This window comes from Lacisediminihabitans sp. (assembly GCF_036569425.1).
In the GTDB taxonomy this organism is placed as follows: Bacteria; Actinomycetota; Actinomycetes; order Actinomycetales; family Microbacteriaceae; genus Lacisediminihabitans.
Genome location: NZ_DATCQQ010000003.1, coordinates 41,495 through 63,472 on the forward strand (window position 1 = coordinate 41,495; position 21,978 = coordinate 63,472).

General features: G+C 67.9%; 28 protein-coding genes, 1 tRNA gene and 2 pseudogenes. 10 read left to right on the forward strand and 21 right to left on the reverse strand.

The window, feature by feature from the left end:
* Window positions 1–163 precede the first annotated feature (163 nt).
* From VIM54_RS00275 to VIM54_RS00295, 5 genes are read right to left on the reverse strand one after another with little or no spacing between them, the layout of a single operon-like run.
* Window positions 164–1,111 carry a prenyltransferase gene (locus VIM54_RS00275; protein WP_331898151.1) on the reverse strand — a complete coding sequence of 316 codons (948 nt, stop codon included), beginning with the start codon at window positions 1,109–1,111 and terminating at the stop codon, window positions 164–166.
* Window positions 1,098–1,415, reverse strand: a complete 318-nt coding sequence (locus VIM54_RS00280; RefSeq protein WP_331898153.1) for a lycopene cyclase domain-containing protein — start codon at window positions 1,413–1,415, stop codon at window positions 1,098–1,100. The genes VIM54_RS00275 and VIM54_RS00280 overlap by 14 nt, the downstream gene beginning before the upstream one ends.
* A gap of 24 nt (window positions 1,416–1,439) precedes the next feature.
* A complete protein-coding gene (locus VIM54_RS00285) occupies window positions 1,440–1,766 on the reverse strand; it encodes a lycopene cyclase domain-containing protein (RefSeq protein ID WP_331898155.1) in 327 nt (108 codons plus the stop codon).
* A complete protein-coding gene (gene crtI / locus VIM54_RS00290; protein ID WP_331898157.1) occupies window positions 1,766–3,328 on the reverse strand; it encodes a phytoene desaturase family protein in 1,563 nt (520 codons plus the stop codon). The genes VIM54_RS00285 and crtI overlap by 1 nt, the downstream gene beginning before the upstream one ends.
* A complete protein-coding gene (locus VIM54_RS00295; RefSeq protein WP_331898159.1) occupies window positions 3,325–4,197 on the reverse strand; it encodes a phytoene/squalene synthase family protein in 873 nt (290 codons plus the stop codon). The genes crtI and VIM54_RS00295 overlap by 4 nt, the downstream gene beginning before the upstream one ends.
* Window positions 4,198–4,350: 153 nt before the next feature.
* On the opposite strand from VIM54_RS00295, the gene idi reads away from it, so the two are divergent.
* Window positions 4,351–4,878 carry an isopentenyl-diphosphate Delta-isomerase gene (gene idi, locus VIM54_RS00300; RefSeq protein ID WP_331898160.1) on the forward strand — a complete coding sequence of 176 codons (528 nt, stop codon included), beginning with the start codon at window positions 4,351–4,353 and terminating at the stop codon, window positions 4,876–4,878.
* On the opposite strand, the gene dcd is transcribed toward idi, so the two are convergent.
* Window positions 4,879–5,478, reverse strand: coding sequence for a dCTP deaminase (gene dcd / locus VIM54_RS00305; RefSeq protein ID WP_331898161.1), 600 nt, complete (start codon window positions 5,476–5,478; stop codon window positions 4,879–4,881).
* Between the two features lie 95 nt (window positions 5,479–5,573).
* On the opposite strand from dcd, the gene VIM54_RS00310 reads away from it, so the two are divergent.
* Window positions 5,574–5,647, forward strand: a tRNA-Gly gene (locus tag VIM54_RS00310).
* A gap of 365 nt (window positions 5,648–6,012) precedes the next feature.
* Here VIM54_RS00310 and VIM54_RS00315 read toward each other — a convergent pair.
* The gene (locus VIM54_RS00315; RefSeq protein ID WP_331898163.1) at window positions 6,013–6,462 is read right to left on the reverse strand and encodes a hypothetical protein; all 450 of its coding nucleotides are present in this window, start codon (window positions 6,460–6,462) and stop codon (window positions 6,013–6,015) included.
* A gap of 18 nt (window positions 6,463–6,480) precedes the next feature.
* Window positions 6,481–6,987: a hypothetical protein gene (locus VIM54_RS00320; RefSeq protein WP_331898165.1), complete on the reverse strand. Its 507-nt coding sequence runs from the start codon at window positions 6,985–6,987 to the stop codon at window positions 6,481–6,483.
* Window positions 6,988–7,136: 149 nt separating this feature from the next.
* Between VIM54_RS00320 and VIM54_RS00325 the strand changes: the two genes are divergently transcribed.
* Together VIM54_RS00325 and VIM54_RS00330 are read left to right on the forward strand one after the other, a co-directional pair.
* Entirely contained in the window at window positions 7,137–7,730 is a 594-nt protein-coding gene (locus tag VIM54_RS00325) for a Panacea domain-containing protein (protein WP_331898167.1), read from the forward strand.
* Window positions 7,723–8,373, forward strand: coding sequence for a hypothetical protein (locus VIM54_RS00330; protein WP_331898168.1), 651 nt, complete (start codon window positions 7,723–7,725; stop codon window positions 8,371–8,373). The genes VIM54_RS00325 and VIM54_RS00330 overlap by 8 nt, the downstream gene beginning before the upstream one ends.
* A gap of 10 nt (window positions 8,374–8,383) precedes the next feature.
* On the opposite strand, the gene VIM54_RS00335 is transcribed toward VIM54_RS00330, so the two are convergent.
* The 4 genes from VIM54_RS00335 to VIM54_RS00350 all read right to left on the reverse strand — a co-directional run bounded on the left by VIM54_RS00335 (window position 8,384) and on the right by VIM54_RS00350 (window position 10,088).
* On the reverse strand, window positions 8,384–8,905 hold the full coding sequence (locus tag VIM54_RS00335; protein ID WP_331898169.1) for a hypothetical protein: 522 nt from the start codon (window positions 8,903–8,905) through the stop codon (window positions 8,384–8,386).
* Between the two features lie 437 nt (window positions 8,906–9,342).
* Window positions 9,343–9,519, reverse strand: a complete 177-nt coding sequence (locus VIM54_RS00340) for a hypothetical protein (protein WP_331898170.1) — start codon at window positions 9,517–9,519, stop codon at window positions 9,343–9,345.
* A gap of 43 nt (window positions 9,520–9,562) precedes the next feature.
* Window positions 9,563–9,763: a hypothetical protein gene (locus tag VIM54_RS00345; protein ID WP_331898171.1), complete on the reverse strand. Its 201-nt coding sequence runs from the start codon at window positions 9,761–9,763 to the stop codon at window positions 9,563–9,565.
* 103 nt (window positions 9,764–9,866) lie between these two features.
* Window positions 9,867–10,088: a DUF167 domain-containing protein gene (locus tag VIM54_RS00350; protein ID WP_331898172.1), complete on the reverse strand. Its 222-nt coding sequence runs from the start codon at window positions 10,086–10,088 to the stop codon at window positions 9,867–9,869.
* A 97-nt stretch (window positions 10,089–10,185) separates the two neighbouring features.
* On the opposite strand from VIM54_RS00350, the gene VIM54_RS15860 reads away from it, so the two are divergent.
* Window positions 10,186–10,371: an alpha-L-rhamnosidase C-terminal domain-containing protein gene (locus tag VIM54_RS15860; RefSeq protein ID WP_414673144.1), complete on the forward strand. Its 186-nt coding sequence runs from the start codon at window positions 10,186–10,188 to the stop codon at window positions 10,369–10,371.
* A gap of 158 nt (window positions 10,372–10,529) precedes the next feature.
* Window positions 10,530–11,900, forward strand: a complete 1,371-nt coding sequence (locus VIM54_RS00355; RefSeq protein ID WP_331898173.1) for an NAD-dependent succinate-semialdehyde dehydrogenase — start codon at window positions 10,530–10,532, stop codon at window positions 11,898–11,900.
* Between the two features lie 88 nt (window positions 11,901–11,988).
* On the opposite strand, the gene VIM54_RS00360 is transcribed toward VIM54_RS00355, so the two are convergent.
* The 4 genes and pseudogenes from VIM54_RS00360 to VIM54_RS15865 form a co-directional block, all read right to left on the reverse strand.
* Window positions 11,989–12,942, reverse strand: a complete 954-nt coding sequence (locus tag VIM54_RS00360) for an acyl-CoA thioesterase (RefSeq protein WP_331898174.1) — start codon at window positions 12,940–12,942, stop codon at window positions 11,989–11,991.
* 9 nt (window positions 12,943–12,951) lie between these two features.
* Window positions 12,952–13,041, reverse strand: a pseudogene (locus VIM54_RS00365) (hypothetical protein); the annotation flags it as partial.
* Window positions 13,042–13,060: 19 nt separating this feature from the next.
* Complete coding sequence (locus VIM54_RS00370) at window positions 13,061–13,510, reverse strand: pyridoxamine 5'-phosphate oxidase family protein (RefSeq protein WP_331898176.1); 450 nt, start codon at window positions 13,508–13,510, stop codon at window positions 13,061–13,063.
* Window positions 13,511–13,550: 40 nt separating this feature from the next.
* Window positions 13,551–13,895: a hypothetical protein gene (locus VIM54_RS15865; RefSeq protein WP_414673145.1), complete on the reverse strand. Its 345-nt coding sequence runs from the start codon at window positions 13,893–13,895 to the stop codon at window positions 13,551–13,553.
* A 48-nt stretch (window positions 13,896–13,943) separates the two neighbouring features.
* Between VIM54_RS15865 and VIM54_RS00375 the strand changes: the two genes are divergently transcribed.
* Together VIM54_RS00375 and VIM54_RS00380 are read left to right on the forward strand one after the other, a co-directional pair.
* Window positions 13,944–15,317, forward strand: a complete 1,374-nt coding sequence (locus VIM54_RS00375; protein WP_331898178.1) for a hypothetical protein — start codon at window positions 13,944–13,946, stop codon at window positions 15,315–15,317.
* A gap of 114 nt (window positions 15,318–15,431) precedes the next feature.
* Entirely contained in the window at window positions 15,432–16,625 is a 1,194-nt protein-coding gene (locus VIM54_RS00380) for an MFS transporter (RefSeq protein WP_331898180.1), read from the forward strand.
* Between the two features lie 72 nt (window positions 16,626–16,697).
* Here the strand turns inward: VIM54_RS00380 and VIM54_RS00385 are convergent, their stop codons facing one another.
* The gene (locus VIM54_RS00385; RefSeq protein ID WP_331898182.1) at window positions 16,698–16,967 is read right to left on the reverse strand and encodes a hypothetical protein; all 270 of its coding nucleotides are present in this window, start codon (window positions 16,965–16,967) and stop codon (window positions 16,698–16,700) included.
* Window positions 16,968–17,021: 54 nt separating this feature from the next.
* Entirely contained in the window at window positions 17,022–17,237 is a 216-nt protein-coding gene (locus VIM54_RS00390; RefSeq protein ID WP_331898184.1) for a PLDc N-terminal domain-containing protein, read from the reverse strand.
* A gap of 94 nt (window positions 17,238–17,331) precedes the next feature.
* Between VIM54_RS00390 and VIM54_RS00395 the strand changes: the two genes are divergently transcribed.
* The gene (locus tag VIM54_RS00395) at window positions 17,332–18,849 is read left to right on the forward strand and encodes a CYTH and CHAD domain-containing protein (RefSeq protein WP_331898186.1); all 1,518 of its coding nucleotides are present in this window, start codon (window positions 17,332–17,334) and stop codon (window positions 18,847–18,849) included.
* Between the two features lie 3 nt (window positions 18,850–18,852).
* On the opposite strand, the gene VIM54_RS00400 is transcribed toward VIM54_RS00395, so the two are convergent.
* A complete protein-coding gene (locus tag VIM54_RS00400; protein ID WP_331898188.1) occupies window positions 18,853–20,070 on the reverse strand; it encodes an acyltransferase in 1,218 nt (405 codons plus the stop codon).
* 90 nt (window positions 20,071–20,160) lie between these two features.
* Between VIM54_RS00400 and VIM54_RS00405 the strand changes: the two genes are divergently transcribed.
* Window positions 20,161–20,955: a DUF1206 domain-containing protein gene (locus tag VIM54_RS00405; RefSeq protein WP_331898189.1), complete on the forward strand. Its 795-nt coding sequence runs from the start codon at window positions 20,161–20,163 to the stop codon at window positions 20,953–20,955.
* A gap of 9 nt (window positions 20,956–20,964) precedes the next feature.
* Here VIM54_RS00405 and VIM54_RS00410 read toward each other — a convergent pair whose 3' ends face one another.
* Window positions 20,965–21,570: an FMN-binding protein gene (locus VIM54_RS00410; protein WP_331898191.1), complete on the reverse strand. Its 606-nt coding sequence runs from the start codon at window positions 21,568–21,570 to the stop codon at window positions 20,965–20,967.
* Between the two features lie 116 nt (window positions 21,571–21,686).
* Window positions 21,687–21,978, reverse strand: a pseudogene (locus VIM54_RS00415) (hypothetical protein); the annotation flags it as partial.

Below are 21,978 nucleotides of genomic sequence, written 5' to 3' on the forward strand. Positions count from 1 at the left end.
CTCCTGTGCGACGCGGCGCGCGATGAGGTTCAGCGAGTGAATCTCGGCTCGGGTCGAGTGTATTACTCCTGCATTGCTTTGCCGCGCGGGCGCCCGGTGCACGCCTTGCGCCAGCTATGCCCCTGCCCGCCGCGCGTAGCCCGCCGCGGGTAGCCCCGACCGCCTAGCCGCAGTACCCCAACGGCTGGAATACCTCGCTGCTCAACGGCACGTATGCGAACCAGCCGAACGACGGTGCGCCGCAATCGGCGGTGAGGATGCCGTACCAGATGAGCAACATCGTCACGAGGAATCCGGTGACGAAGTTGAGCCAGAGAAACCGCTTCCAGCCGCGGTTGGCGCGCTCGGCATCCGCATCCGTGATGGACCAATACGGCAGCACGCTCGCAGCGTATGGCAGTATGAGAATCGCCGAGAACGGGCCGGGAAACCTCGTGAACAGCAGCAGTATCGCGGCGAAGAGGTAGGCGAAGAACGAGAGCCGCACCGTGGCCCGACCACCGATCACGGTCGCGATCGAGCCGATGCCCCCCTCGCGATCGGCCACGATGTCCTGCACCGCGCCGAAGGCGTGCGAGGCGAGACCCCAGAGGAAGAAAGCCGCGAGCAGCGCCCACAGGGCCGGGGTGAAGACGGCACCGGCCAGCACGAGGCCGTAGACCGCCGGCGAGACGAAATGGGTGCTCGAGGTGAGCGAGTCGAGAAACGGCCGCTCCTTGAACCGCAGCCGCGGGGCCGAATAGGCGATCACCGCGAAGACGCTGATTGCCAGCACGAGCCAGGACAGTGGGCGCCCGACGGCGACGAGGAACACGAGGAACGGCACGGTGAGAATCACCGCTGCCCACAGGGTCAACCGGTGCACCCCCGGGTCGAGGAGCGCCCCCTCGACCCCGCCCTTGCGCGGATTGTGCAGGTCGGACTCGTAGTCGAACACGTCGTTGATGCCGTACATCGCGAGGTTGTACGGGATGAGGAAGTAGATCGTGCCGACGATGAACACCACGTCGACCTGCCGCGTCGCCATGAAGTAGGCGGCCGCGAAGGGGAACGCGGTGTTCACCCAGCTGAGCGGCCGGGAGGAGACGAAGAGGCTCTTAGCGGCGTTCATCGCGGCGCCCTCCGAGAAGAACCCAGAGCGAAGGCAGCAGCAGCACGGCCGCGACCGGGTACGCGAAGTCCTCGAGCGGCGCGATGCCGAGGAACGCGCCGGAGATCTTCGACGCGTCGTAGCCGACCAGGCCCACCCCGATCATCAGGTTGTCGAAGATCGCCGTCGTCACGAGCAGGAGCGCGCCGGCGAGGGCAATGGATGCCCAGCGCAGGCCACCGCGACGGCGGCCGGCGACGAGCGCCAGGCATCCGATCACCGCCACCGCCGCGAGAAAGACCGCGTTGAGCGCCCAGTAACTCATGACGGCGAGCTCATGACGACGAGCTCACGATCGCGCCCCGCGCCGGGACAGCACGAGCGTCGCCGCCCCCACCGCGTTCATCGTGAGGTAGCAGAGCAGGGCGAGGAAGAAGACCTCCTCCACCGGCAGCTCTGGCGCGATCACGAGCCCGGTCATGAAGCTGGTCTCGCCGCGAAAGAAGATGCCGAGGCCGATTCCCGCCGCGTCCCAGGCGAGGAAGAAGGCGACCCCCGCCACGAGCACGATCGTCGCCCGCCGGGCATCCGCCCAGAAGAACAACCGAAAGCGGCGGTCGAGCAGCACCATTCCGGTGAGCGCGATCGCGAGCGCGACGAGGTACAGCGCGCCCACTAGCAGACCGTGGGCCGGAGGGGTTCGGGCAGCGCCTCCGTCGACACGTCTCCGCGCAGCCGCTTGACCAGCACCTCGGCGCTGATCAGGCACATCGGTAGCCCGATCCCCGGGATGGTCGACCCGCCGGCGTAGTACAGCCCGGCCACCTTCTTGCTTATATTCCCGGTGCGGAACATAGCGCTCTGGCCGAGCGTGTGGGCCGGCCCCAGGGCCGTGCCACGCCACGTGTGGAGGTCGTTCTCGAAGTCACCAGGACCCACCGTCTTGCGCACGACGATGCGCGAGGCGAGGTCGGGGATGCCCGCCCACTCCGCGATCTGCTCGATCACCGTGTCGGCGAGCACCTCGATTCTGGTGTCACCGTCGCCGTCGACGTCGCCGCGGCCGATGCTCGGATCGGCGGGTATTGGCACGAGCACGAAGAGGTTTTCGAAGCCCCCCGGCGCGACCGACGGGTCGAGGCCGCTCGGCTTGCAGACGTAGAGCGACGCCGGTTCGGGCACGGCCGAATCGGCGCCGAAGATCTTCTCGAAGCCCGTCTTCCAGTCCCGGGCGAAGAAGAGCGTGTGGTGCTCGAGCTGCGGCAGCTCGCCCCGCACGCCCAGGTAGAGCAGCAGGGCACTCGGGCCGGGCGTCTTGCCGTCCCAGTAGCCCTGCGGATAGGTCTGCAGTTCGGGCGGCAGGAGGCGCGTCTCTGTGTGGTGCAGATCGGCGGCCGACACGACGATGTCCGCAGCGACCTTCTGCATGCTCCCGGAGGCATCCGTGTATTCGACGCCCGCCGCGGCGCTGCCGCGCGTGGTGATGGCTGTCGCCGTGGCCCGGGTGATGATGGTGACGCCCTGTGCCTCGGCGAGCTTCGCGATCTGTTCGATGAGCCGGGTGAAGCCGCCCATGGGGTACATGACCCCGCCCTCGAAGTCGAGGTGGCTCATCAGGTGATACATGCTCGGAGCGATATACGGCGAGGAGCCGAGGAACACGGCCGGGTAGCCCAGGATCTGGCGCAGCCGGTGATCCTTCACCGTGCGGTCGACCAGGCTCGAGAGCGGGCGCAGCAGCAGTGTCGCGAGCGTGCCGGCCCGGGACAGCACGTCGCGACGCAGCAGGGGGCGGATGTCGGCGAAGCTCGTGTAGAGAAACCGCAGCTTGGCGATCTCGTAGGTCTGCCGCGCGGAGTCCAGGTAACGCTCCATGCCGGGCCGGGAGCCGGGCTCGACCCGCTCGAAGAGGTCGAGGTTCTCTTCACGGCTGGCCGTGATGTCGAGCGGCTCGGCCTCTGCCTCGAAGATCACCCGGTAACCGGGATCGAGGGTTACAAGTTCGAGCTGCTCCTCGGCGCTCGTGCCGAGCAGTCGGAAGAAGTGGTCGAAGACCTCGGGCATGAGGTACCAGCTCGGCCCGGTGTCGAACCGGAAGCCGTCGTGCTCCCACGATCCGGCCCGGCCGCCGACGTTCGGGAGCGCCTCGAGCAGTGTCACCGTGTGGCCGTCCTTCGCGAGCAGGGCCGCGGAGGCGAGGCCCGCGATGCCACCGCCGATCACGACGACGGTACTCACGAGGCCGCCCTCGGGGTGCGGCCGACCGCGGCACCGGCCGCGATGCGCAGCTTCACCGGGGTGGGCACCCGCACGCGGGAGCGCACGAGCTGGCTGGCCGGAGTGGCGCGGAGTCGAGCGGAGAGTTCGGCGAAGAGTCCCTGGGCGAGAGCGACCGCCCGGCGGGAGCTGGCGGGCAAGGACGGGATCGCCGAGGCCGACACCCGCAGATCCGCGTCGATGTCATCGAGCAGGCGCACCTTGTCCGCCTCGGTGAACGAGTCGACGCGCACCCCGGGAAAGTAGCTGCGCCCGAGCGTCTCGAAGTCGTCGGAGAGGTCGCGCAGAAAATTGACCTTCTGGAAGGCAGCGCCCAGGCGACGGGCCCCGTGCACGAGCCGGGCATCCTCCTGCTCGGTCACCTCGACGCCCTCGAGGAAGGCGCGAAGGCACATGAGCCCGACAACCTCGGCCGACCCGTAGACGTACCGCTCGAAGCTCTCGTCATCGTGTTCCGTTTCGCACAGGTCCATGCGCATCGACTCGAAGAACGGCACGGTGAGCTCGGAGCCGAATCCCGCCTGTCGCGCCGTGCGGGCGAACGCGTGGATCACCAGATTGGCGCTGTAGCCCTGGGCCATGGCCGCCTCGGTGTCCCGCTCGAGGTCGTTGAGCACCCGCGCCGTGTGCACTGGATCGAGCCCGGCCTCGGCCGCGCCGCCGTCCACCACCTCGTCGGCGATGCGCACGAGGGCGTAGATGTTCTCCACGTGCCGGCGCACCGGCGGCGCGAGCAGCCGCGAGGCGAGGCCGAACGACGTGGAATAGCGGCGGATCACCACGCTCGCCGTCTGCTCGGCCACCCGGTCGTAGAGGCTGAGCCGGCTCACGCGCGCCCGCCTGCCGAAGGCCTCAGAACGTGGGTTCGCGCGTTTCTGGTTAGGCTGATTGGGCACTCCCGCACGGCGTCGATCTGGGCGTCGCTCCGTACCCGCGGAGTCCCCCGATCGTGGCCAGTCACATCCTCAGGGTAACGGACAGTCATGACCTCAAACGCGGAACTCGTCGTACTTGTAGACGACTCCGGGAATCCCGTCGGCACGGCGGAGAAATTCTCAGTGCACGGCGTCGAGACCCCCCTGCACCTCGCGTTTTCCTGCCACGTTTTCGACCCGGACGGGCGCGTGCTCGTCACCCGGCGGGCGCTCGGAAAGCTCACCTGGCCGGGCGTGTGGACCAACTCGTTCTGCGGTCATCCCGCGCCGGGCGAGCGACTCGAGCACGCCCTCGCTCGCCGCGCCCACCTCGAACTCGGCATCACGATCGAGGGCCTCGAGCTGGTGCTTCCGCACTTTCGCTACCGGGCCGTCGACGCCTCCGGGGTGGTCGAGAACGAGATCTGCCCCGTCTATCGGGCGGTGACCACGGATGCCGTGCGCGCCAACCCCGACGAGGTCGCGGAATACGAGTGGCTGGAGCCGGCCGCACTGCGCGACGCGGTCGCCGCGGCGCCGTTCGCCTTCAGCCCGTGGCTCGTGCTGCAGCTCGAGCAGTGGAAGACGCCGGTCTAACTAGTCGAGCAGGCTCTCACCGCGCGAGATGTCGGTGCGGTGGAAGTTCTGGAACGACCGGGATGCCGTCGGCCCGCGCTGTCCCTGGTACCGCGAACTGTACTCGGCCGAGCCGTACGGCTTCTCTGCGGGAGACGTGAGCCGGATGAAGCAGAGCTGCCCAATCTTCATCCCCGGCCACAGCTTGATCGGCAGGGTGGCGACGTTCGACAGCTCGAGCGTGACGTGGCCGCTGAAGCCCGGGTCCACGAAGCCGGCCGTGGAGTGGGTAAGGAGGCCGAGGCGGCCGAGCGAGCTCTTGCCTTCGAGGCGCGCGGCGATGTCATCCGGAAGCGTCACCAGTTCATAGGTGGAGCCGAGCACGAACTCGCCGGGGTGCAGGATGAACGGCTGGTTGGGCGCCGCCTCGACGAGCCGGGTGAGGTCCGGCTGGTCTTCGGCCGGATCGATGAACGGATACTTGTGGTTGTCGAACAACCGGAAGAACCCGTCGAGCCGCACGTCGATGCTCGAGGGCTGAATCATCTCCGGCTCGTACGGGTCGAGCCCGATGCGCCCAGAGTCGAGTTCGAGCTTGATGTCGCGGTCCGAAAGCAGCATGGCCACGAGACTACCGGAGCGCGCCCGCCGGCCTCGCGCGCGACGGACAAGCCGCCGCGATACGATGGTTGGGTGCCGCGCGCGAGTGCGGCCACGCGAGCGTAGTTCAATGGCAGAACTCCAGCTTCCCAAGCTGGTAGTGCGGGTTCGATTCCCGTCGCTCGCTCCAGCGTCTTTCCACTTGTCCTGTGCTTTATCAGGCCAGATGAGAATTCAATCAAATAGATGAGAACTTGAGCCCGAAATCGCCCCTCTTCGACGCGGTCTTGTTCCGTGCTGTTTTCGGCCCAGACGCTCGAAGCGCGGGCTCGCCGCGCGAAAGAACTCTCTGCCGAGCCGGCTAGCTCTTCTCGGCGGCGACGAATCCTGGGTTCAGTATGAGATTCGCCTGTACTTTATAGCTGTTCAATCCATGCTGATCCTGCGCAAGACGCGGTTGAGCGTGCTCTTCGTGAAGCTCAATTCGCCCGTCGTTACTGGGCACTCTTTACGGGCTCCCGAGAATGATCCTCTTTTCGACCTCAGATAGTCCTCTTAGCCTTCTTTTTGTTGTTCAGCCCCAGGTTCTTCCGCTTCTGGCGATGACAGGCTCAGGATCAAATCACGCAGAAACCATTGAAGCTCAGGAGATGCCTCCCGAAGTTTCGACACATTTGTGGGTGTCGCGCCGCCATGGGAGGCGGCGCTTCGAAGGCCATACGCATATGTCCAGAACTCTGGGGCGGGCCGCCCAAGGTAGCTGCGAGCGGTCAGTCGCGACGCGAACTGCCGCCCCGACGACCGGATTGATTCGTTCCTGAGCCCCCGGATCCCGTTCGCCAAGGTTTCGGCCTCGGCGAATGCCAGGGAGTCGCTCTGCGAGATGTCCTCTAGGAGCGATTCAATGACCACGAGCAGATGTTCGGGCCTACGTCGCGACGGCACAAGGACTTCGACTGCGGTCATCAGAACCATAAAGCGCGCCTCGTCGGAGGTCTGAAACATGGCACACGCGTACACATTTTAAGCGAGTGTCAGCTCTGAGCTCATTCGAGCGCCTCGCGCCTGAGCGCCAAGCGCCCGCTCCAACAGATCTTCGGCACGCTTGGACACGACATCTTCGACGTCCATTCCATGAAAGATCGCCGGAGGATCGGACTGGAATACCAGAAGTCCGGAGTGTTCGCGAAAGTGTTGATGAGCCGGATCTGCGTTTCGCATTGCGTCGAGGAAGAAGTCGCTCATGAAGCTTCTCGGACCAGCGGGTCGAAAATCGACTCCGATCATCAGGTCCGTAAGACCCAGCGTCAGCCAACCCATCCAACGACTGCCCGCTTCAGCTGCGAGGTTTGCCGACATGTAACGCTCGCCGCGAAGAGACAGCCGGTCGGCATCGGTGATCTCGTCAACGAGGTCGGCTTGCACGTAGACGTACTCATCGGGCGACGAATGAAGGACGAGAACTTTTTCCGCCCAAGTGAGTCGCTGATCCGGTGGAAGCCAGAACGGCACGTGGAAGCTGTATGTCATGAGTCACGGTAGCCCGTGCGGCCGTGGACAGTTCCAATGGACCCCCAGGCGAGGCCCGGAATGCGTGCCCGGCCTCCGGAGTTGTAGGTCGAGTAGGCTGTAACCTTTTGGCAAGCAAACGGCGCCCGACCAGGGGAAGGAGATGACCCGTGCAGCAAACACAAATTGCTAACTCCTGGGCCGCTCGGTTCCTAGAATTTGGCCAAGAGGCCGAGTTGCCCATCACCAACATGAAGCTCCAGAAATTGGTGACCCTCGCCGAAAGCGCCAGCGAGTACGTGCGTCAGGCACCCGCGTTCGTGGAGGACGTTCAAGCCTGGGACCATGGCCCCGCGGTATACCCGGTCTATACGCGATACAAGAGCTTCAAGAACACCGCAATCACGGAGATCGAGCGGGCGGGGACAATGAAGCTCGCCGACGAGGATGAGTTGATCGCGAACGAAGTGTGGGGTGTCGCTGGCCGACTCACAGCAGGAGGCCTCCGCAAGCTTACGCACGAAGTCGGTCCGTGGCCCGTGCACTACCGTCTTGGCGTGATGAGCATTCGCCTGCCAGGTGACGAGCTCGGTGCTGCGTGGCCAACATACGTCGCATTGGCGCAGAGGCTTGCGCAGTATCGAGAGCCTGCACAGACCCCCGTCTTCGGCCGGGGCGCAGACGGATTCCGCAGCGAGAGCGAACGCGCACGAGCGTCTGAGCTGTTTCGAGTAGGTCGGCCGCCAGCGCGAGCTGGTGGCTGAGACACCGGCTGCGCCCGACGAACGTGTTCTCGTCGTCTTTGACGTGAACATCTACCTCGATCTGGCGCGATTGTTGGGCGATCCGTTCTCATGGGACGCGTTCGAGGCCGCTCTCGCGATCCACGCGACGGAGCCAAATCCCCACCCAACAGACGCTCGAATCGACAGTCTGAGAGCGATTGCCTCACTTCGGTCCGGGCAATCACCGTCCGGGGTTCGCCGCGAAGTATGGACGAGCGACCACATCAACGGCACCGCCGCCTACAAGCTTCACCAATCTCCCCAAGCGGCAGATCCGAGAGATCGAGGTCTCGGATGGAGTGTGAATAGCGCACAGGCCTTCCTGGACGAACTCGTCTGGGGCATTGTCGATCAGACGGACGGTGATTCAGTCGGTGAAATCCTGGACACATTCGGGTCGCCACCGCTCGACCGAGAGGACGGTCGCGTACTGGCAACCGCCCGAGACGCTGGCTTCATCGAAGTCGACCGCTATTACCGATACGTCGTCACCAGGGACCGAGGGTTTGCTTCGGCCGAGCACCTCCCAGGCGACGCCATCCTCCTGCACCCCGCCGACTGGATCGACCTAGATCGAGGTGAACAGCGCGCGGTCGCGTTCAAACGTCTCTTGGGGCGATAGCAGGTACTGACTACCTCGCGAGCAAATCCTTGCGGAACCCGTCGAGCAGGTCGAGCACCTCTTTCCGGGATTCTGACGTCGCCCCAATCGTGTCCATCGGGATCTTGATGGTGTTGTCGTTGCGGGCATATTTCAGCGTGTAAGTCACCTCTCCGGGCCATTCCGGGAACGGATCCTTCGTAATCGGTGCGTTGCTGCCCGTCACGCCGAATGACTCCAGGTCGGACCTGGGAACGATCGAAATGGTGAAGCCAGACTCTCGTGGGCTGCTGGTCGGCTCCAAGACCGCGCGAACGACCAACTCAGAGGTGAGAATGAACAACTCGCCGTCGCCAGGCTTGTCGGCTGCGCGTCGTCCAGTGACGTAGTCGATCGGACCGTCTCCCAGCGCTAGCAGAAGTGAGGTGAGGAGACGGCTGTACCAATGCGGGAGCTGCTCGAACGACCCAGCAAACTGGTACCAGGACATCAGGCCTGTGATGCGCCGGATGAGGTCTCGGAGAAGCGGGATCTTCTCGTCTGGAATCGCCATTGTCATAGGCTCACCGTAACGGGAGGGACCGTCACTAGTGTCCGCAGCTGATCGAGGTGCCGGCCGAGAGTTGACGGTGGGTCGGACCTGGTGTGCAGCACCAGCTGCCGCGGTCGTGTCACCCGATGAGACTGCATTCACGTCATCGACCGTAGCCGCGCGGGAGAGCGTCATGCGCCGCCGCACAAGAGAGCGCTTCTTGAATCCCGCGTGAGTGTGGTCCACTTGGATGCTCCTCGATCGTCTGTAGAGATGCAGAATGCGTTGCCGCGCACCTATCGGCGAATAGCGTCGGTGGCAAGCTGATCGTGACAAGCACCAAGAGATCCCGCCTGATCGCATGCCTTGAACCACATGTCGCTTCTCATCGATTGGGTGACGCCCCTTTGAGTGGTGTGGTTTCCCGCTGTTGAGCGTTGCTTCGTCGACGTGGAGAGTCATCGTGCGATGGTCAGTGAGAACACGTCGGCGTGATCGAAGAAATTGATGCCGACATCGCGCGCGGTACCGATCAGGGTGCGGACCTCCTGGTCGTCGAGGTCGGAGATCCTCATCGGGCCGAGGACGACGTTCGAGGCGTTCAGGTTGGTCTGCGGCGGAGTGAATGTCTTCATCAGCCCATTCCCCCGCCCCCGGGTGCCGCGTCCTGCCGTGCGATCAGGCGCCGATCATCACCAGCACGTGATAGACGACGTAGACCGGCCAGACAATCGCCCGGAGCAGCCCGAGGATGACGCCCCAGAATGAGCCGTCCGATGTGGAGACGAAGTAGATGGCGGCTCCGATGTACGCCAGCAGGAAGGCGAAACCCCACTGCCCGTCTCGCACCGTCACTCGTGTCCTGCCGTCCGTCGCCATTCGAGTCTCCGCTCATCCGAGATCTTCTTGACTAGCCCATCGCGCCAAGGCTAGCCCGGCACGACGCGGTGCGACACCCCCGGTAACCGTCACGGTCGGAGACCTATCTGTCGATGCGCAGGCGCTTCGCTCGGGAGGCATAACCGTGCAGGATGCTGACGGCGCTCTTCGGCACGCCGAAGTGCGTGGCGAGCACACCGATGAGAGCGTCGTTGGCCTGCCCATCGACGGCTCGCTCGCGCAGGAATACCACGAAGCGATCCTCGCCCTCCTCGACGAGGGGTCCCTTGCGGCTGCCGGGCTTCACCCAGACCGTGATATCCATCGTGACTCGCCTCGCGTTGCCCGTTGCCCCTGCCGCCCCCAACGTTAGCCAACGGGCACGAACCTCGAAAGCGGATGGCGCAGCCGGCACGGGTCTGGTGGCCACGTCGGTCCTTGATCCCCAACATCGTGATTCCCTGGATGAAGGCCTTCTGGGCGTTGCCTGGCGGCGCTTCGCCAGGGAGCTGACGATGGAGGTCGAGGTTCCGGTCGGCGCCACGGCAATCGTCACCGTTCCCGGACACCGGCCGAATCGGGTGGGCGCCGGTCGCTGCACGTTCTGAGCGGCGGCGGTCCGTGGTCGTGGCACAGGTTCATCCCGTAGATTTCTCCTGAGGTTTCGTTGAACCGATGCGGTGGCGAGCCGGACCGATGCACGGTGCGATGACGCAGCGCGCGCGTCGGACGGAGAGCCCCCGACGAGAGATATCGAGGAGCAACTATGAGCGAGTATGTCGTCACCAACCCCGCAACCGGAGACCGGGGACCCGTATTTTCGCCGGCCACGGATGCCCAGCTGGACGACGCCCTCGGAGCGGCCGAGACGGCCCACCGCACCTGGTCGAGAACCAGCACCATCGGCGAGCGCGCCGCCCTCGTGCAGCGGGTCGCCGATCTTCATGTCGAGCGCCGAGAGGTGCTCGCCGAGATCATCGCGCGGGAGATGGGCAAGCCTCTCGAGCAGGCCCTGGGCGAGGTGGACTTCAGCGCCGCCATCTACTCCTATTACGCCACCAACGGCGAGAAGTTCCTGGCCGACGAGCAGATCGAGCTGCTGGACGGGGAGGGCAGCGCGTTCGTGCGCCGTTCGTCGCTCGGTCCCCTTCTCGGCATCATGCCGTGGAACTTTCCCTACTACCAGGTGGCTCGGTTCGCCGGACCCAACCTCGTGCTCGGCAACACGATACTGCTGAAGCACGCCGGGCAGTGCCCGGAATCGGCGGCCGCGATCGAGCAGATGTTCGACGACGCCGGGTTCCCGACCGGTGCCTACCGCAACATCTACGCATCGAACGAGCAGATCGCCGATTTGATCGCCGATCCTCGCCTCGTCGGGGTCTCCCTCACCGGCTCGGAGCGCGCCGGGGCAGCGGTGGCGGAGGTCGCCGGCCGCAATCTCAAGAAGGTGGTGCTCGAACTCGGTGGGTCCGACCCGTTCATCCTGCTCAGCACCGACGATCTGGACGCAACGGTGGATGCGGCTGTCGCGGGTCGCGTCGACAACAACGGCCAGTCCTGCAATGCGGCCAAGCGCTTCGTCGTGATCGGCGACCTGTACGACGACTTCCTCGAGCGCTTCACCGCCAAGCTCACGGAGCCTGTGCCCTCGGACCCGATGGCCGATGGCACGGTTCTCGGACCGTTGTCGTCCGCCCTCGCCGCGGACCGCCTCGACGAGCAGGTGGAGCGCGCCATCGCCCAGGGCGCGACCGTGGTGGCGCGGGGCGAGCGCAACGGAACCTACTTCCCGTCGGTGGTGCTCACCGGCGTCACCCCCGAGATGGACGCGCACCACGAGGAGTTCTTCGGCCCGGTCGCGATCGTCTACAGCGTCGCGAGCGAGGCGGAGGCCGTCACCCTCGCGAACGACACCCCGTTCGGCCTCGGCTCGTACCTCTTCTCGACCGACCACGAACAGGTTCTGCGCGTGGCCGACCAGATCGAGGCCGGCATGGTGTTCGTCAACGGTGTCGGGCTCGAAGGCCCGGAACTCCCGTTCGGCGGAATCAAGAGGAGCGGCTTCGGCCGCGAACTCGGCCGCTTCGGAATCGAGGAGTTCGTCAACCGCAAGATGGTCCGCATCCTCAAGTAGCTCGCGGGCGGTGCGGCAGGCTCGCCTCGGCGAAGCGGGCCGATCGCGCCGGTCAGGCGGGTCAGGCGGATCAGGCGGATCAGGCGGATCAGGCGGAATTGCGAAGCGGGCCGTCGACGGGCAGGGCGGTGAGCTCCGCGCGCATGGCGATGAGGTCGATCGCGTGGGCGTCGAGGGCCCGGTCCTCCTCGGATCGCGGCATCAGGGCGGCCACCGGAATCGCACGGCCGTCGTCGCCCGTCGACACGAGGATGCTCATGCACTGCGTCGTCATCTCCATCACCGGATCGATGGGGTCGCCGGACCGCACGTGGATCGCGACGTGCATGCTGCGCTGTCCGGTGTGGATGAGCCGCGCCTCGACCTCGACGATCTCGCCGATGCGGATCGGCCGGTAGAAGTGGATTCCCCCCGAGTACACGGCGATCGTCGCCCGCTTGCTCCACTCGGTCGCGCAGGTGCGGGCCGCCTCGTCGATCCAACGCATGACGGTTCCGCCGTGCGCGTTGCCGCCGAAGTTGACGACGGAGGGCGCGGCGAGGAATCGGAACGTGACCCTGGGCGCGGTGCCCTCGCTCGTGTACCTCTGGCGGCGCATCTCATCGTGAATCCGCGCGCGGGCGACGATGCGGCCCTCCGCCCCGGCAGCGATCTCCAGGTCCTCGAGACCGCGCGGCACCCACTCCGGAACGCGCTGCGGCCGTCCAGCTGCGTCGACGGCCACGAACACGAGAATGCAGTGCGTTCCCAGGGTGAACTCGCCGTCCCGCGTGTCGGCGGACGAGATGGTGACCTGCACGTGGATGCTCGTGCGCCCGGTGTGAATCACCCGGGCGGTGGCCTCCACCAGTTCGCCCGGGTGGATCGGACGGCCGAAGTTGACGTTGCCGACGTAGGCGGTGACGCAGGACGCCCCCGCCCAGCCGACGGCGCAGGCGTAGCCCGCCTTGTCGATCCACTCGAGCACGCTGCCGGCCTGCACGATCGAACCATCGGCGTCGCCGGGAGACGCGAGGAATCGGAGGGTGATGCGATCCTTCATGTTCGCCCTTCAGGCCCGTTCGAAGACGGCCGCGAGGCCCTGCCCGCCGCCGATACACATGGTCTCCACAGCGTAGCGTCCGTCCATCCGCTGCAACTGGTGGGCGAGACCGCGGCGCTCAGCCCCCGTAGAGCGCCTTCGCCATCTCCTTCACCGAGCGGCGAGGACCGATGAACCGGCGCCCGGTGACCGTGCCGGGCAGGATCCGCACGTAGTTCCACTTCTCCGTGGGGCTCAGTGTGTGCAGGCCGAGCACGCCGGACGCCTCGATCTCCGAGTCCAGCGCCATCCGCTCGGCCCGTCCCTTCACCACCACACTCCAGCGGGCGCGGTGGTGGGTGCCCTCCACCTGGAAGGCGACCGCGGGAAACTTCGTGAGGTCCATGAGCTTCGAACCGGGCGCGCTCCGAAAGAAGACCACGCGATCCTTCACCAGGAGGTTGACCGGGAAGATGTCCACCCCGTCATCTGTGGACACCGCGAGGTGGCCGACGGAGACATCGCCCAGGAGTTCCCAGCAGACCTCCTCCGAGAGCTCTTCGACCATGGGACGGGACGAATCGGACACGGCACTCCTCGGGATCGGCTGGGTTCCATAGTCCCCCGTTTCATGCCCCCGTGTCGACCACCGCCCGCACATTCTGGCAAGCCGGTCGATCAGACCCCGAACACGGCCGACAGGCGAGGCCAGGCAGACGCCCGAACGTAGATCGGGATCTCGTCGATGGGCGCCGGCCGTTGCACCACGCGGCCCCCTCCACGGCGGCGCCCGACCAGGCGTCGACCCACTCGCCGGCCGGAAGGTAGGTCGACCACTCGGTGGCGCCCGCCTCGGTGACCGGGGCCACCAGGAGGTCGTCGCCGAGCATCCACTGCAGCGGATGCCGCCAGACGTTCTCGTCTCCCGGTGCGTCAAAATAGAGCGCCCCGAGCGTTTCTCGCCTATTATTCAAGAGCGCGGCAACCGCGCGGGGATTGCGGGGGCGATCATGGGGAACCTGGTGGGTCTGCGATTTTGGCGCGCGTTTCTCGCGGCGACTCTCACGGCCGCCACGCTCTCCCTCTGTGCCGCGTCCCTTCCTGCGCAGGCGATAACGCCCCTGTCAGACTCCACCAACGGCATCGGCGGCAGCGCATCCAACGGCAGCGACGCGATCGGGAGTACCCGCGCGGTCGGCGAGGCCACGCTCGCGCAGCTTGCCGGAGGGGGCTCGGGCGCCATCGAACGCGGGCACGTGCAGGCCGCCCTCGTCGCCGCGCAGGCCCGACTCGAGCCGGACACGGCCGTGTGGACGGACGGGCCGGGCGACGAGGTCCCCGGCTCCTCCGCGCGGTTCTCGGTGGCCTTCGACAACGGCCGGGGCAGCCCGAGCGGGCTCCCCGACTCGTTCGGAACCCGCGTCGCCATCCTCACCGTCTCCGGCACCGGCTACGCGGGAACCGTCGCGACGCTCGCCGGGGAGCTGTCATCGTGCGCCCTTCCGCCCGGCATCGCGACGGCGGCGGCGCTGCTCGCGGCGGTAGGTTCGAACATGGCCTGCCCGAGTCTGCCGATCACCACGCCGCCCGTCTCGGCGATCACGAGCCTGTGGGCGTGGGGCAACTCCGTGGATCCCGCCGTCGACGCGCGCGGTCGCGGCCAATCCGGCATGTTGCCCGCGGCGATCGCGCAATTCGCCGCCGACCACGGCCTCTCCACCGTCTACCTGTCCGTACCGTGGGCGTCCGACCAGGGCGCCATCGCCCCGTGGCTCTCCGACAGCGTCGACGCCCTGCACGCCCGCGGCATCCGCGTGGCCGCCCTCGGCGGTGACGCGTCCTGGCTGGCGACTCCCGGCCTCGTCGCCCAGTGGGTGACCGCCGCCCGCGCCGCGGCCGATTTCGACGCGGTTCAGCTGGATGTCGAGCCATGGGCGGGAGTGGTCGACCCAGACTTCTCGGCCATCACCCCGCAATTCCTCGACCTGCTGTCGGCGGCCAGGACGGCGGCCGGGCCGCTGCCCCTCGGCATCGACCTGCCGTGGTGGCTCACCACGAAGCAATTCGGCGCGCAGTCGGTGTTCGGCGCGCTGATCGGCGGAGTGGATTCGGTCGCGATCGTTGCCTTCTCCGATCACGCGGCCGGCCCGGACGGGATCGTGGCCCTCGCATCCCCGACCGTCGCGCTGGCCTCGGCGGCCGGGAGGGACTTCACCGTGGGTGTCGAGACCGACAGCCCTCAGGTGGCTGGCGGGTCCCAATACACCTTCTTCGACGAGGGCCCTGCGACGCTCGAGGCCGAGAGCGCGGCGGTTCGGGACGCCTTCGGCTCGGTGCCCGGGTACGCCGGGGTGACCGTCGAGCACCTGCTCGCGTGGACGGCCCTGATCGGCTGACCCGGTCGCCCTCTCGGTTCGCCCAGGCGCGGCGGCAGGCTGCAATAATGGTGGCTCTCGGTGGCTGGGGGTGCGGTGGTGTCCGGTACTTCCCCTCGATGGTCGGCGTGGCGCGTGGTCGCCGGCTTTGGCTTCCTCAGCCTCGCCGTCGACATCGTCTCCGACGGGGGGAGCTCGCTTGCCGGGCCCCTTCTCGGCCAGCTCGGCGCCTCCGCCCTGGTCGTCGGACTCGTGACGGGCGCCGGCGAGGCCATCGGACTGGGTCTGCGCCTCGCCACCGGTCCGTGGGCCGACCGAACCCGCCGCTACTGGACCTTCACTGTCGTCGGCTACGCGCTCACGGTGATCTGCATCCCCCTGCTGGCCCTCGCGCCGTTCGTCGGAGGCGCCGGGCTCGCCGTGGCGAGCATCCTGATCATCGGGGATCGCACCGGCAAGGCAGTGCGCAGCCCAGCGAAGACCGTGCTTCTCGCGTCGGCCGCGGGCTCGGTGGGTCGCGGCAGGGGCTTCGCGGTGCACAAGGCGCTCGACCAGACGGGCTCGCTGCTCGGCCCGCTCGTCGTGGCCGGGGTGATCGCGTTGACCACCGTGCTCTGGCCGGCATTCGCCGTGCTCGCCGTGCCGGGGGCGCTCGCCCTCGCGCTGCTCGCGGCGATCCGGATGCGTGTTCCCGACGTGAGCGTCTACGACACCAAACTCGACCGAGCCGTGGGCGCCGCGGCCGACGGGAGCGATCCCCCACCGAGACTTCCGCCGACCTTCTACCCGTTCGCCGCGGCGGCGTTCGCCGCCAACGCCGGCCTCGTCACCTACGGCGTGATCTCCTTCCACGTGACGAAGGCGGGGCTCGTGCCCCTCTCCGCGGTGCCCCTCGTCTACGCGGCGGCGATGGCGGCCGGGGCCATCGCGGCGCTCGCGAGCGGCTACGTCTACGACAGGAAGGGCACGAACGTTCTGCTGGCCCTGCCGTTCCTGATCGCCCTCGTGCCCGGGCTGGCCCTGTCGAACCAGATCGTGGCCGTGATCGTCGGCGTGGTCGCCTGGGGGGCGGCATCCGGCATCCAGGAGTCGACGGTGAAGGCGATGGTCGCCGATCTCGTGCCCTCGGCACGACGAGCGACGGCGTACGGCATCTTCGCCGCGTTCGAGGGCGCGGGCGCGCTCGTTGGCGGGGTGCTCTCCGGCGCCCTGTACGAGCGGCTCGGAGTGCTCATCCTCGTCGTGATCCTGCTGCAGGCATGCGCGCTCGTGTTGCTCGTTCTGACCGTGAGGAAGCAGCGCAGGCGGGACCTGACCGCCGCGGAATAGAGGTGTCGACGGATCTCGGCGCACCACGGCCGCTGCACCGAAGCGGAACGCACGGTCAGGTCGAAGTCACGGTCAGGTCGGAGTCACGGTGTAGCCGCAGCGCCAGCACGCCTTCGGCAGCGGGCCGTCGACGAGAGCGCCGCACTCCTGGCACACTCGCTCGAGCCAGCAGACCTCCCCGCGGTCGCCGTCGGCGTGCTCGGCGTCGGCGTGCTCGGCGTCGGCGTGATCGGCGTCGGCGTGCTCGGCGTCGGCGTGATCGGCGTCGGCGCGCTCAGCAGCGGCGTGATCGGCGTCGGCGCGCTCAGCAGCGGCGCGCTCGGCAGCAGCGGAGTCGTTCACCCGCCCCACTATCCGCGAATGATTGCGGTAAGGCAACCTTGGCGGTAGCCGGGATCAGCGGCGCCGACCTCGCACGAAATAGGCGATCGGCCCGAAGAAGTTCACCGCGATGATCGCCGCCCACACACCCTTGCGACCGTTGACGAGCCTGGCCGGTCGCCTGGCCAGATCCGTCCAGGCCGCGACGGCGAGCGCGAACTCCGCGACGGCCGCCGCCACCACCGCCCTCCGCTGCCCCGTGCTCAGGTCACTCCAATTGCGTGTCTTCATTGCTCCCTCTCCCTCCCTCGGATTCTCGCATCCGCTACGGCGATCCCGCTCGGGCCTTTGGGCCTGCGCCGCGCTTTGGCGCCTAAAATCAGCTATGACTTCCCACGACGCGCTCGAGATCGAACGGAAGTATGACGTCACGGAGGCGACCCCGCTTCCCGACCTGCACACCCTGCCCGGAGTTCGACGCGTCGACCAGCCGGTGGAGCACCTGCTCGAGGCCGTGTACTTCGATACCGACGACCTCACCCTCGCCGCGAACCACATCACCCTGCGCAGGCGCACCGGCGGCGACGACGCCGGCTGGCACCTCAAGCTCCCGCAGTCGAGCGACACGCGCCGGGAGCTGCACGAACCACTCGGCGTCGACCGCAACCGGGTACCGGAGGCCCTGCATCAGCGCGTGCGGGTTCACCTCCGGGGGCGCGCACTCGCCCCGGTGGTGCGGCTGCACACCCGCCGCATCGTGCGCGGGCTGCGCGGCGACAACGACCAGGTTCTCGCGGTGTTCTGCGACGACCACGTCACGGCCGAGCGGCTCGTCCCGGCCTCGGCCGCCGAGAGCTGGCGCGAGTGGGAGGTGGAACTCGTGGATGGCGGCGCGACGGTGCTCGACGCCGCGGAGTCCCTGTTCGCCGCGGCTGGCATCCACCGCTCGCCGTCGGCGTCCAAGCTCGCCCGCTCCCTCGGCGACCGGCTGCCCATACAGCGCCCCACTCCGCAGTGGACCACCAACCGGATGACCGCCGCCCACGTGCTGCTCAGCTACCTGGACGAGCACGTCCATGCGCTCATCGCCCAGGACCCGCTCGTGCGCGAGGGCGGGCCGGACGCGGTGCACGATCTGCGGATCGCCATCCGCCGGCTTCGCTCGGCGCTCGCAACCTATCGACTGCTCATCGACCCGGACGTCGTCGCGCGGCTGCGGGCCGAGCTGCAGTGGCTCGGTGCGGCGCTGGGAACCTCGCGCGACATCCAGGTGATCAATGCGCGACTGGACGAACTGGTCGGCGCCGAACCGCCCGTGCTCGTCCTCGGACCGGTGAAGAACCGGATCGATTCGCAGCTCGACGGGGACTTCGCGGCCGCCCGGCACGGCGGTCTCGAGGCGCTGGATTCGACCCGGTACTTCGACCTGCTCGACGCCCTCGACGCCCTCCTGGCGTCCCCGCCGCTCACCGACCTGGCCGGGCGGTCGGCCGAACGCGTTATCCCGCGCCTGATCGAGCGTGAGTCGCGACGGCTTCGTCGTGCCGTACGCGCGGCGCACACGGTGAAGGATGCCGGGCAGCACGCAATCGCCCTGCACGAGGTGCGCAAGTCGGCCAAGCGCCTGCGCTACGCGGCCGAGCTCGCGCGACCGGTGCGACGCAAGCCGGCCGATCGACTCGCTGCCGCCGCGGAGAATCTGCAGACGATTCTGGGCGAGCACCAGGACAGTGTCGTCGCGCGGGACACGCTCCTGCGGCTGAGCACCCAGGCCTACCTTCAGGGGGAGAACGGTTTCAGCTACGGGCGCCTGCACGCGATCGAAGAGCAGCGCGCCGCGGCAGCCGAGGCGCAGTTCCGCCAGGCGTGGAAGCGATTCCCGACGGGGCTCGCGAAGGACTGATCGTTAGGCCGCCTTCGACGAGCGGGCGCGGTGACTGTCCACCCCGGTGGTGACCGCCCGAGTGATGCGCCGGGCCAGCCGGTGGGATGGGCGCTCGACGGCCCTGTGGAATCCCCACGCCGTGAGCAGGGCCGCCGGCACGGTGAGCAGCGCCACGAGCCACCAGCGCTCGTCGCCGAGCAGGAAGGTGAGGGTGGCGAGGATCGGCATGTGCACGAGGTAGAGGCTGAACGAGACCCGGCCGAGCCACTGGCTGGGGCGGGATTCGAGCGCCGACCGCACCGGCCGTACGCCGATCGCGGCGAGCACGAGCCCCGCGGCGCCGAGAACCGAAAGCTGGGTGAGCAGTGTGTCGGCGACCGAACCGCTCTGCACGATCGGTCGGGCGAGCGAGTGCGCGACGAGCAGCAGCAGCGAGCCGACGACGAGGGCTGCCCCCCACCGGCGGGAGTGGGGCCGCAGCAGGCGGCGCTTCGTCCACTCCCGGATGGCATCCAGTCGCACCGCCATGATCGTGCCGATGAAGAACACCGGGAGGTACTGGAAAGCGTCGATGCCGGCGACCACCCCGACGGTGCTCACCACGAGGGCGGCAGCGATCGCGATCGCCCAGCGTCGGCGGGCGATGATGGCGAGGGCGACGAAGAGGGGCAGCAGCACCGAGAACACGAGCTCCCAGCGGAGGGACCACAGCACGTTGTTCACGTCGTAGGAGGCGCGGGTGAGGCTCGCCTCGTCGAGCAGGGTGCCCCAGCTGATCGAGGTCGCCTGCGCCTTGTCCATCCACGTGCCGGGCGTGACCGCGGACTGGTCGCGGGGGATCATCCAGACAAGCGCCGTTCCGATGGCGATGGAGACCCAGACCGGAATATAGAGGCGCGCGAGGCGCCCGCTCAGAAATCCGGCCCAGGAGAAGCCCTTGGAGCCGAGGGCCGGAAGCGCGACGACGAGTCCGCTCAGCACGAAGAAGACGAGCACGGCCTCCGAGCCTGCGCTGAACAGTTTGAGGGGCGTCTGCGAGATCCACCAGATCGCGCTTCCCACCCCTGATCCGCCCGTCTTCAGCAGCACCGGCTCCGCCACGAGGTACAGGTGGTAGAGCACCACAACCATCGCGGCCACACCGCGGAGACCGTCGAGAGCGGTGAGGCGGGTGCTCGATCCGGCGCTTTTCGCGGGGGTCGCAGTGGGCTGTCGCTCGATCGTCGTCTGTAAGGTCATCAGCTCGAGGCTAGGAAAGCTTCCTGAGTGTTGCGTCTGTGTCCGGTGGCAATCTCCCCCGCTGACTAGGCTGGGACGATGGCGAATCGGATGGCTACCTCCGCGGCACAAGAGGCGAAGAACAACCGGCTGTTTCAGGCGCTCGCCCGTCTGGGCTATGCCGTCAACGGGCTCCTGCACCTGCTCATCGGAGCGATCGCGATCAGCGTCGCGACCGGTGCCGGGGGTGCTGAGGCCGACCAGTCCGGGGCCCTCGGCCAACTCGCCGCAACACCCGGCGGGCGCATCCTGTTGTGGGTGGTCGTGGTCGGCCTGGCCGCCCTCGGCGTCTGGCAGTTCGTGGTCGGGCTGCTCGCCCGGGGGTCGGACACGAAGAGCAAGTGGGCACACCGTGCCGCGGAGTGGGGGAAGGCGGTGGCCTATCTCGCGATCGCCGCGACGGCGTTCAGCTTCGCCATTGGTGGCTCCACAAACGCCGCCCAGAGCACGGGCGGCTTCGCCAGCGGGCTCGTCGCGACCACGGGTGGCGTCATCGTTCTGGTCGTGCTCGGGCTCGGTATCGCCGGCATCGGGCTGTACTTCGTGATCAAGGGGGCGAGGAGAAAGTTCACCGACGACATCACCGTGCCGCCGACCGTGGGTGGCGCGGTTGTCGTCCTCGGCGTGGTGGGCTACATCGCCAAGGGCATCGCACTCGCGGTGACCGGCGCGGTGTTCGTGATCGCGGGGCTCACGATCGATCCGAGCAAGGCGACGGGCCTCGACGGGGCGCTCAAGGCGCTCGTCTCGCTGCCCTACGGCCCGGCCATCCTCTGGCTGGTGGGCGCTGGGCTCATTGCCTACGGCCTGTACTGCTTCGCGCGGGCGCGACTCGCCCGCCTCTAATCGTGCCGGCTATCCGAAGTGCGCGCTCGTGAGGGCGGCCTGCAGCGAGGAGAGGTAGCCGACCGACGTGTAGGTGGCCCCGCCCACCCCCGCAACGCGCGCCGACTGGGACGCGAGCACCTCGGATCGCAGAATCGGCGCGGCGTATCGGCTGATCTGCACCGAGGTCGAGCCGGCGTCGGTGAGCTTGAGAGCCTGCACGTCGGTGATCCGTCCGGCCGTGATCGTCACCGCGACCCGCACAGTGCCGTACGGCGTCTGGGCGAGCGAACCCGGAAAGGTGCCGCCGGCCGCGACGGGAGGGGCTGCCGGCGCGGGTGGGGCGGCGACGGGCGGCGCGACCGGCGGCGGAACGGGGCTCGGCGTGGCGGTGGGGGTCGGCGTGACGGTTGGCGTGGGGGTCGGTGTGGGAGTCGGCGTGACGGTTGGTTCGACCGGGGCGGGGATGCTCTCCGCGGGAGTCGGCGACGCCGAGCGGATGGCAACGGTCGGCGTCGGGGTGCCCGCCGCCGATGCCGGGTGGAGTGCGGCGTCATGCCACGCGCCGGACTCCCAGCCGGCAAAGAGGATGCACCCCGAGGCGAAGACCGCCGCTACCACCGCACGTGCTCTCATTGCCTGGTGCGCCGCCTCCCCGGTAGTGTGCTCCCATTCTGCGCCGCGATCGCCGTCAGGCGAGCAGCCACGGGGTGGGTGTGTCGTGTCGCGGTCGGCGGGCGGGCGCCGACCGATCAGACCGGTTTCGGCGACTGCGGCGCTTTCGGGGGCCTCGGGGGATTCGGGCGCACGATGCCGTCCCGGGGCGCCGGGAGGGTCGAGCCGTCGAGGGTGACGAGCGCGGGCAGACTGACGCCGAGCGGCTCCGGCCACGGGGCGGGGGCGACCTTCACGGGAGTGGGCTTCGGCGGCGGCGGCTGCACGATCGTGCTGCCGAATGCGGGCGGCGTCGGTCGTGAGAGCGTCGGTCGCACCCGATGGGCGAGCGACGGGGCGTGGTCCACCCGGGGCACGCCGAACGGCGGG

Excerpts from the sequence above, each read along its gene's own strand:
- VIM54_RS00350 (WP_331898172.1), bottom strand. The coding sequence starts at position 10,088 with ATGGATATCACGGTCTGGGTGAAGCCCGGCAGCCGCAAGGGACCCCTC.
- VIM54_RS00320 (WP_331898165.1), bottom strand. The coding sequence starts at position 6,987 with ATGACATACAGCTTCCACGTGCCGTTCTGGCTTCCACCGGATCAGCGA.
- VIM54_RS00275 (WP_331898151.1), bottom strand. The coding sequence starts at position 1,111 with ATGAACGCCGCTAAGAGCCTCTTCGTCTCCTCCCGGCCGCTCAGCTGG.
- dcd (WP_331898161.1), bottom strand. The coding sequence starts at position 5,478 with ATGCTGCTTTCGGACCGCGACATCAAGCTCGAACTCGACTCTGGGCGC.
- VIM54_RS00400 (WP_331898188.1), bottom strand. The coding sequence starts at position 20,070 with ATGACCTTACAGACGACGATCGAGCGACAGCCCACTGCGACCCCCGCG.
- idi (WP_331898160.1), top strand. The coding sequence starts at position 4,351 with ATGACCTCAAACGCGGAACTCGTCGTACTTGTAGACGACTCCGGGAAT.
- VIM54_RS00390 (WP_331898184.1), bottom strand. The coding sequence starts at position 17,237 with ATGAAGACACGCAATTGGAGTGACCTGAGCACGGGGCAGCGGAGGGCG.
- VIM54_RS00355 (WP_331898173.1), top strand. The coding sequence starts at position 10,530 with ATGAGCGAGTATGTCGTCACCAACCCCGCAACCGGAGACCGGGGACCC.
- VIM54_RS00345 (WP_331898171.1), bottom strand. The coding sequence starts at position 9,763 with ATGGCGACGGACGGCAGGACACGAGTGACGGTGCGAGACGGGCAGTGG.
- VIM54_RS00335 (WP_331898169.1), bottom strand. The coding sequence starts at position 8,905 with ATGGCGATTCCAGACGAGAAGATCCCGCTTCTCCGAGACCTCATCCGG.
- VIM54_RS00405 (WP_331898189.1), top strand. The coding sequence starts at position 20,161 with ATGGCTACCTCCGCGGCACAAGAGGCGAAGAACAACCGGCTGTTTCAG.
- VIM54_RS00315 (WP_331898163.1), bottom strand. The coding sequence starts at position 6,462 with ATGTTTCAGACCTCCGACGAGGCGCGCTTTATGGTTCTGATGACCGCA.
- VIM54_RS00280 (WP_331898153.1), bottom strand. The coding sequence starts at position 1,415 with ATGAGTTACTGGGCGCTCAACGCGGTCTTTCTCGCGGCGGTGGCGGTG.
- VIM54_RS00395 (WP_331898186.1), top strand. The coding sequence starts at position 17,332 with ATGACTTCCCACGACGCGCTCGAGATCGAACGGAAGTATGACGTCACG.
- VIM54_RS00410 (WP_331898191.1), bottom strand. The coding sequence starts at position 21,570 with ATGAGAGCACGTGCGGTGGTAGCGGCGGTCTTCGCCTCGGGGTGCATC.
- VIM54_RS00340 (WP_331898170.1), bottom strand. The coding sequence starts at position 9,519 with ATGAAGACATTCACTCCGCCGCAGACCAACCTGAACGCCTCGAACGTC.
- VIM54_RS00360 (WP_331898174.1), bottom strand. The coding sequence starts at position 12,942 with ATGAAGGATCGCATCACCCTCCGATTCCTCGCGTCTCCCGGCGACGCC.